The organism is Mycobacterium sp. (genome assembly GCF_049280035.1).
GTDB lineage: Bacteria > Actinomycetota > Actinomycetes > Mycobacteriales > Mycobacteriaceae > Mycobacterium.
This window is the reverse complement of sequence record NZ_JBAPPI010000441.1, coordinates 1-7,450: the sequence shown is the minus strand read 5'-3', so window position 1 is coordinate 7,450 and position 7,450 is coordinate 1. Positions and strand designations below refer to the sequence as shown.

Below are 7,450 nucleotides of genomic sequence, written 5' to 3'. Positions count from 1 at the left end.
CGTCGGCGGCGGCGGCCAGCAGCCGCAGCGAGGCCAGCGCCGCCTCGCGCAGCGCGACTTCGCCGAGCTCGTCGTCGTCGCCGTGCGCGTAGGCCTCCCGCAGTCTCGGCGTCACCGCGAACGCGGTGCCGTTCACCGGCAACAACGAACCATCGGCGACGAGTTGCCCCAGCATGGGCAGGGTTACCGGCACGTAGATCTGCATCTTCGAAGCGGTCACTCAGTAGGGGCCGTCAACGTTGACACATAGTCGTCTACGTAGGTCGACAGCTCGCGAGGTGGCCGCTGATAGTTGTCGCTGACCACCGGACGGGCGGGCAGTTTCACCTTCGGTTTCTTCACGTCGCGATAGTCAATGGTGGACAACAGATGTGCCATCATATTGAGCCGAGCATGTTTCTTGACATCTGATTCCACGACATACCACGGGCTACCCGGCGTATCGGTGTGCACCATCATCTCGTCTTTGGCACGTGAATAGTCCTCCCACCGATACAACGATTCCAGATCCATCGGGCTGAGTTTCCATTGCCGCACAGGATCATTGCGCCTCGCTCTAAATCGACGCAGCTGCTCATCCTCGGAGACCGAAAACCAGTACTTCCGCAGCAGGATCCCTTCTTCGATGAGCATCTGTTCGAAGATCGGTGTCTGCCGCAGGAACAGCGCATGCTCTTGCGGTGTGCAAAAACCCATGACTTTCTCGACGCCGGCACGGTTGTACCACGACCGGTCGAAGAGCACGATCTCCCCTTTGGCGGGCAGATGCGCGATATACCGCTGGTAGTACCACTGCCCGCGTTCCCGATCGGTCGGCGCGGGCAACGCTGCGATCCGGGCGACGCGCGGATTGAGATATTCGGTGATTCTTTTGATCGTGCCGCCCTTGCCCGCCCCGTCACGGCCTTCGAAAATCACCACGATCCGGGCGCCGGAAAACCGCACCCACTCTTGAAGTTTGACGAATTCCGTTTGCAACCGGAACAATTCGGCTTCATACACCGCGTTAGGGATCGTCGGCGGTGAAGTCTTCGGCGACTTTCGCTTCTTCGGTTGCTTTGCCTTCGCCGACTTATCGGTGGCAGATCCGGTGCTCACACCATCAAATGTTAGGTCCGCAAGCGGGCTTTCCACTAGCGAATGCAGCTCTATTGCGCGGCTTCCAGCAATTCATCCAGCGATTCGGCCAACAGCACCGGTAGCACGTCGACATCGCTCATCGCATCCCGGTCAGCGTTGATGCCGAAATACAACGTGCCGTTGTAAGAGGTCACGCCGATGGCCAGCACTTGGTTATTGAGCAGCGGCGGTACTGCATAGCTCTCCAACAACTTTGCACCGGCCACATACATCTGCGACTGTGCGCCCGGCGCATTGGTGATCAACAGGTTGAACAACCGCGCCGACAGGCCGGTGGCGACCCGAATACCCATGGCGTGCAGTGTCGGCGGCGCAAAACCCGACAACGTCACGATGGTTCGGGCATCGACCAGGCTGGCCGCGGTCGGGTTGGTTTCGGTGGCGTGCGCGATCTGCGACAGCCGCACAACCGCGTTGCCCTCCCCTACCGGCAGATCGACCAGAAAGGGCGCTACCTGGCTGATCGCCCGCGCCCGGCCCGACGAGTCGAATGTCTCGTCGACGTAGACCGGCAAGGGCGCCATCGCCCGCACCGTTGCGGTTGGTGCCGCCGCCTCGCCGCGGGACAACAGCCAGTTACGCAGCGCGCCGGTGATCACCGCCAGCACGACATCGTTGACGTCGCAGTTGTAGCGCGCTCGAATGGCCCGGTAGTCATCAAGACGTCAACGGGCAACCGTGAACCGCCGGTTGCGCGAGACCCTGGTGTTCAGCGGGCTGCTGGGCGCAGTGCCCCGCGCAAGCGTGCGGGCGACGTCCAACATCCGTCGACCGACCTCGATGAGCTGACCGGAATGGGTCGCCAGCTCGGTGATTCCGGTCCGGACCGCACGCAGCTGCCCCCGGGGGCGGGTGGCCCAGTCGCCGACGGCGCCCAACAACAGCCGCGTGGTGCCCGGCTCGCGGGCCGGGACCCAGATGTCCTCGACGAACGGCGGCGGACGGCGGCTGCGGTCGGCGATGACGTGGCTCATCTCCACCGCGCCCATTCCGTTGATCAGCGACTGGTGCGACTTGGTGTAAAGGGCGAGGTGATTTTTGGCCAGGCCCTCCACCAAGTACATCTCCCAGAGCGGCCGGGACTTGTCCAGCGGTCGCGCAGCCAGCCGGCCGATCAGTTCGTGCAGTTGCTCGTCGCTGCCCGGAGACGGCAGCGCCGAGCGCCGAACGTGATAGGTGATGTCGAAATCGCGGTCGTCGATCCACACCGGCCGGGCTAGGCCCAAGGTCACTTCGCGGACTTTCTGCCGGTAGCGCGGTACCTGTGGCAGCCGCTGCTCAACGGTGGCCAGCAACGCCTCGTAGCTCAGCCCGGCGCGCGGCTGCCGCAGAATCGACAGCGAGCCCACATACAGCGGGGTGGCGGTGTTCTCCAGGTCATAGAACGACGCGTCCGAAGTGGACAACCTCGCCACGTCGCCTCTCCCCTTGCAATCCCTTGCGAATTCACCGAACCGACCGATCTGCCGCTCACGGTAACCGGCCGTGCGGGCGAGCCGCAGCGCGGGTACGCGGCCGCGCCGATTGTGCAATGATCATCACAGTCGTCTGCCACTCTCCCGCAGGCCTACTTTTTCGGCCCCTTCGTAAGCATTGGGAGAGTGCAGTGTTGACCAGCCCCAGCCCATCCGACCGTGACGCGTTCACCGTCATGCCCGTCGTCGATTATGAACCGCCGGCGCGCGATGTCCGGCAATGCCGGCCACCCTCACCCACAGCGCTGCGGCGGCCCAATACGCGTGTGCAGCAACGACATTCTAATCGGCCCGCGGCGGCCGGCGGATCGTCGACAATGTCCGCGCCGATGCGGCAGGCGGCGTGCTTCGCCGACGCCGCGCTGCGTCGGGTACTGGAAGTCCTTGACCGTCGCCGCCCGGTTGCGCAGCTACACGGGCTGCTGGCCGCCGGCCTCGTCGACTCTGTGCTGCGCGCCAATCGGTTCACGACCGGCCGGCTTGCGGCCGATGATGGCGCGGCGGCGGTGTTGTGCCGGTTGCGGCTGCAGGCGGTGGGCGCCCCGGACCGGGCCGCCGCGGCCGAGGTATTCGGGAGCTATCGCCGCGGGCGCCGCATCCACGCCATCGCCTGCCGCATCGAACGGGTCGCGGGCGGACGCTGGCAGGTGGTCGCCCTGCACATCGGTTGACCCCGGCGAGAGGTTGGATTGCCCGACTCCTACCGCCCTTTGGCGGATCTCGGCTTGGCATGGCGACCCTGCCGGCGCGCGGCCTCGCGGCGCTCACGTCGACTGCCGCCGGCTCCGGCCGCCGTCTTCTGTGCGTCACCGTTGCCCTGCACTTGCGCAGAACCATCCTCGGCGGGCCCGGAATATGTTAATTCAGCAGATTCAGTCTGAATTCCTTTGGCGCGCAACGCAGTTGCCGGTTCATGCGCCCCGGCCGATCCGGCTGACCCGCTAGTGGCCCGCTGCTGTGCGCTGGCCGCGGCGGCGGTGGCGAACTCCGCCAGGTCCTCCGGCTCCTCCCCTATCTCCAAGACCGGAGACACCTGCGGGGCCGGTACCGCCTCGACCGAGACGTTGAACAAGAAGCCGACCGACTCTTCCTTGAGGCCCTCGAGCATGCCGGTGAACATGTCGAAGCCCTCACGCTGGTACTCCACCAGTGGATCGCGCTGCGCCATCGCGCGCAGCCCGATGCCCTCTTTGAGGTAGTCCATCTCGTAGAGATGCTCACGCCACTTGCGGTCGATGACGTTGAGCAACACGTTGCGTTCCAGCTGGCGCATCGCGCCCTCGCCGGCGAGCTCCTCGAGCTCGGCCTCCCGCACCGCGTAAGCGCGTTCGGCGTCTTCGATCAACGCGTCGAGCAGTTCCTCACGGGTGAGCTCACCGGGCTCACCGATCGCCTCGGAGTCGATCAGGTCTTTGTGGTCGATCTCGACCGGATACAGCGTTTTCAGCGCCTCCCAGAGCTTCTCCAGGTCCCAGTCCTCGGAGTAACCCTCGGCGGTTGCCCCGTCGACGTAGGCGGTGATCACGTCGACGAGCATGTCGTGTGCTTGCTGCTGCAGATTCTCGCCTTCGAGGATGCGGCGGCGCTCCTCGTAGATGACCTTGCGCTGCTGGTTCATCACCTCGTCGTATTTGAGGACGTTCTTGCGGACCTCGAAGTTCTGCTGCTCGACCTGGGTCTGCGCGCTCTTGATCGCGCGGGTCACCATCTTGGCTTCGATGGGCACGTCGTCGGGCAGGTTGAGCCGGGTCAGCAGCGTTTCCAGCGCCGCGCCGTTGAAGCGGCGCATCAACTCGTCGCCTAGCGACAGGTAGAAGCGCGACTCACCGGGGTCGCCCTGGCGACCGGAGCGGCCGCGCAGCTGGTTGTCGATGCGCCGCGACTCGTGCCGCTCGGTACCCAGCACGTACAGCCCGCCGGCCTCGATCACTTCCTTGGCCTCCTCGGCGGCCTCGGCCTTGACCACAGGCAGCTCTTCGTGCCAGGCCTCGTCGTACTCGTCGGGTGTCTCCACCGGGTCGAGGCCGCGGGCGCGCAGCCGCAGATCGGTGAGAAAGTCGACGTTGCCGCCCAGCACGATGTCGGTGCCGCGGCCGGCCATGTTGGTGGCGACCGTGATGGCGCCGCGCCGGCCGGCCTCGGCGATGATGCCGGCCTCTTGCTCGTGGTACTTGGCGTTGAGGACGTTGTGCGGGATGCGCCTCTTCTGGAATTGGCGCGACAGGTACTCCGATCGCTCCACGCTAGTGGTACCGATCAGCACCGGCTGGCCTTGCTCGTAGCGCTCGCTGACGTCGTCGACGACCGCGATGTACTTGGCTTCCTCGGTCTTGTAGATGAGGTCGGACTGGTCGCCGCGGATCATCGGCTTGTTCGTCGGGATGCTGACGACGCCGAGCTTGTAGATCTCGTGCAGCTCGGCGGCCTCGGTTTGCGCGGTACCGGTCATGCCGGCGAGCTTCTCGTAGAGCCGGAAGTAGTTCTGCAGCGTGATCGTGGCCAGCGTCTGATTCTCGGCCTTGATCTCGACGTGCTCTTTGGCCTCGATGGCCTGGTGCATGCCCTCGTTGTAGCGCCGCCCGATCAACACCCGGCCGGTGAACTCGTCGACGATCAGCACCTCGCCGTCGCGCACGATGTAGTCCTTGTCGCGGGCGAACAGCTCCTTGGCTTTCAGGGAGTTGTTCAGGTAGCTGACCAGCGGTGAGTTGGCGGCCTCGTAGAGGTTGTCGATACCGAGCTGGTCCTCGACGAATTCCACGCCAAGCTCGTGCACGCCGACGGTGCGCTTGCGCAGGTCGATCTCGTAGTGGACGTCTTTTTCCATCAGCGGCGCCAACCGGGCGAACTCGCTGTACCAGTTGGAGGCACCGTCGGCTGGACCGGAAATGATCAGCGGGGTGCGGGCTTCGTCGATCAGGATCGAGTCGACCTCGTCGACGATCCCGAAGTTGTGGCCGCGCTGGACGCACTCTTCCAGCGAATGGGCCATGTTGTCGCGCAGGTAGTCGAAACCGAACTCGTTGTTGGTGCCGTAGGTGATGTCGGCGTTGTAGGCCACGCGCCGCTCGTCGGGTGTCATCTGAGCGAGGATCACCCCGACGTCCAGGCCCAGGAAGCGGTGCACCCGGCCCATCCACTCGCTGTCGCGTTTAGCCAGGTAGTCGTTCACGGTGATGATGTGCACGCCCTTGCCGCCGATGCCGTTGAGGTAGGCCGGCAAAACAGAAGTCAGCGTCTTGCCTTCACCGGTCTTCATCTCGGCGACGTTGCCGAAGTGCAGCGCCGCACCGCCCATCACCTGCACGTCGAAGGGGCGCTGGTCCAGTACCCGCCAGGCCGCTTCGCGGGCCACCGCAAACGCCTCGGGCAGCAGGTCATCGAGGCTTTCCCCGTCGGCGTGCCGCTTTTTGAACTCGTCGGTCTTGGCCCGCAGTTGGGCGTCGGTCAGTTTCGCGACGTCGTCGGACAAGGTGTTGACATAGTCGGCCACTCGCTTGAGGCGCTTGACCGTGCGACCTTCACCAAGGCGCAGTAACTTATCCAGCACAGCTTTGTCCCCTACGGATCGGAGTCTTTGGCGTCCCCCATCCTAGGCGACGAGCAGGCATTAGCCGTTCGCGTCAGGCCAGGCGGATGAGGCCGTAGTCGTAAGCGTGCCGACGGTAGACCACCGACGGCCGTTCGGTCTGCTTGTCGTAGAACAGGAAAAAGTCGTGGCCGACCAGCTCCATCTCGTAGAGCGCGTCGTCCACCGACATCGGCTCGGCGGTGTGTTCCTTGGTTCGCACCACCCGACCCGGCTCGTGGTGTCCATTATCTGAGGGGCCACCGTCGTGGTCCGGCCCCGCGGCTTCGGTGTCGAAAGCCGGCTCGGGCGGCACAATGGCAGTCGCCGCGGCCAACGAGACTGGAGTCTTGTCGCCGTAGTGGACTTTGCGGCGGTCCTTGACGCGACGCAGCCGGCTTTCCAGCCGGGCGACCGCGGATTCGAATGCGGCATAGAAGCTGTTTGCGCAGGCCTCGCCGCGGACCACCGGCCCACGGCCGCGAGCGGTGATCTCGACATGTTGACAGGACTTGCGTTGGCGGCGGTTGCGTTCGTGGTCGAGCTCGACATCGAACAAATAGACAGTCCGGTCGAATCTCTCCAGGCGGGCGAGCTTTTGCGAGACGTAGATGCGGAAGTGGTCGGGTATCTCGACGTTGCGACCCTTGACGACGACCTCGGCGTGCGGTGTCGATTCGTCCGGCTCGTCGGCTGCTGCCGGTAGTTCGGCTACCAGCTGATCGAATTCCACGGTTTGCCTTGACATACTTGACAACTCGTTTCTCTCGCGTTGCACGCACGAAGCGTGCCCGGCTTCCAGGTACACACGCCGACGGGGTGATGGTCGTGCTCTGGCCGCCCGCCGGTGCAAGGTGTCGAGAACTCACCCCCTGCCGTCTTCGGAGCCGTGGCGCCTCGCTTTACCTCAGCTGCGCCACCTCAAGGCGTTCATGGTTGCTTGATCCCGACGGTAGACCGTGTTCAGGGGGAAGTTCCAGTGTTTTGACCTACCTGTTGCAAGTTCTTCACGTACCCTCACGCGGCAGCTAGCGTCAGCACAGCGCACACCCGCACTCCGGCGGTTTGCAGGACGCGGACCGACTCACGGGCGGTCGCGCCGGTCGTGACGATGTCGTCGACGATCAGTACTTCGTGATCGGCCGGAAGGCGTCGACTGGTCAGCAGCACCCGTCCGGCAATATTGCGCTCGCGGGCCGCACTGCCCAGACCGGCCGAGTCGCGGGCCAGCGCCTTCATCCGCAGCGCCCGGACCACGGAGATGTGC

Annotated in this window: 6 protein-coding genes and 1 pseudogene; 1 reads left to right on the top strand and 6 read right to left on the bottom strand. The window is 64.6% G+C overall.

Features of this window, described 5'->3' with window-relative positions:
- The 3 genes and pseudogenes from WAN71_RS14615 to WAN71_RS14605 all read right to left on the bottom strand — a co-directional run.
- A partial coding sequence (locus WAN71_RS14615) for a DUF6912 family protein (RefSeq protein ID WP_422226019.1) occupies window positions 1–205 on the bottom strand: 205 nt, incomplete at its 3' end.
- An 11-nt stretch (window positions 206–216) separates the two neighbouring features.
- On the bottom strand, window positions 217–1,014 hold the full coding sequence (gene ppk2 / locus WAN71_RS14610) for a polyphosphate kinase 2 (protein ID WP_422226018.1): 798 nt from the start codon (window positions 1,012–1,014) through the stop codon (window positions 217–219).
- Window positions 1,015–1,148: 134 nt separating this feature from the next.
- A pseudogene (locus WAN71_RS14605) lies at window positions 1,149–2,555 on the bottom strand (WS/DGAT/MGAT family O-acyltransferase).
- Window positions 2,556–2,791: 236 nt separating this feature from the next.
- Between WAN71_RS14605 and WAN71_RS14600 the strand changes: the two are divergent.
- Window positions 2,792–3,286, top strand: coding sequence for an Rv3235 family protein (locus WAN71_RS14600; RefSeq protein WP_422226017.1), 495 nt, complete (start codon window positions 2,792–2,794; stop codon window positions 3,284–3,286).
- 29 nt (window positions 3,287–3,315) lie between these two features.
- Here the strand turns inward: WAN71_RS14600 and secA are convergent, their stop codons facing one another.
- The 3 genes from secA to WAN71_RS14585 all read right to left on the bottom strand — a co-directional run.
- The gene (gene secA / locus WAN71_RS14595; RefSeq protein WP_422226016.1) at window positions 3,316–6,165 is read right to left on the bottom strand and encodes a preprotein translocase subunit SecA; all 2,850 of its coding nucleotides are present in this window, start codon (window positions 6,163–6,165) and stop codon (window positions 3,316–3,318) included.
- Between the two features lie 73 nt (window positions 6,166–6,238).
- On the bottom strand, window positions 6,239–6,931 hold the full coding sequence (gene hpf, locus WAN71_RS14590; protein WP_422226015.1) for a ribosome hibernation-promoting factor, HPF/YfiA family: 693 nt from the start codon (window positions 6,929–6,931) through the stop codon (window positions 6,239–6,241).
- 269 nt (window positions 6,932–7,200) lie between these two features.
- On the bottom strand, window positions 7,201–7,450 hold a 250-nt coding region (locus WAN71_RS14585; RefSeq protein ID WP_422226014.1), incomplete at its 5' end, for a ComF family protein.

Bases quoted from the DNA above. Each gene is read 5' to 3' on its own strand.
- WAN71_RS14600 (WP_422226017.1), top strand. From the start codon at position 2,792: ATGCCCGTCGTCGATTATGAACCGCCGGCGCGCGATGTCCGGCAATGC.
- hpf (WP_422226015.1), bottom strand. From the start codon at position 6,931: ATGTCAAGGCAAACCGTGGAATTCGATCAGCTGGTAGCCGAACTACCG.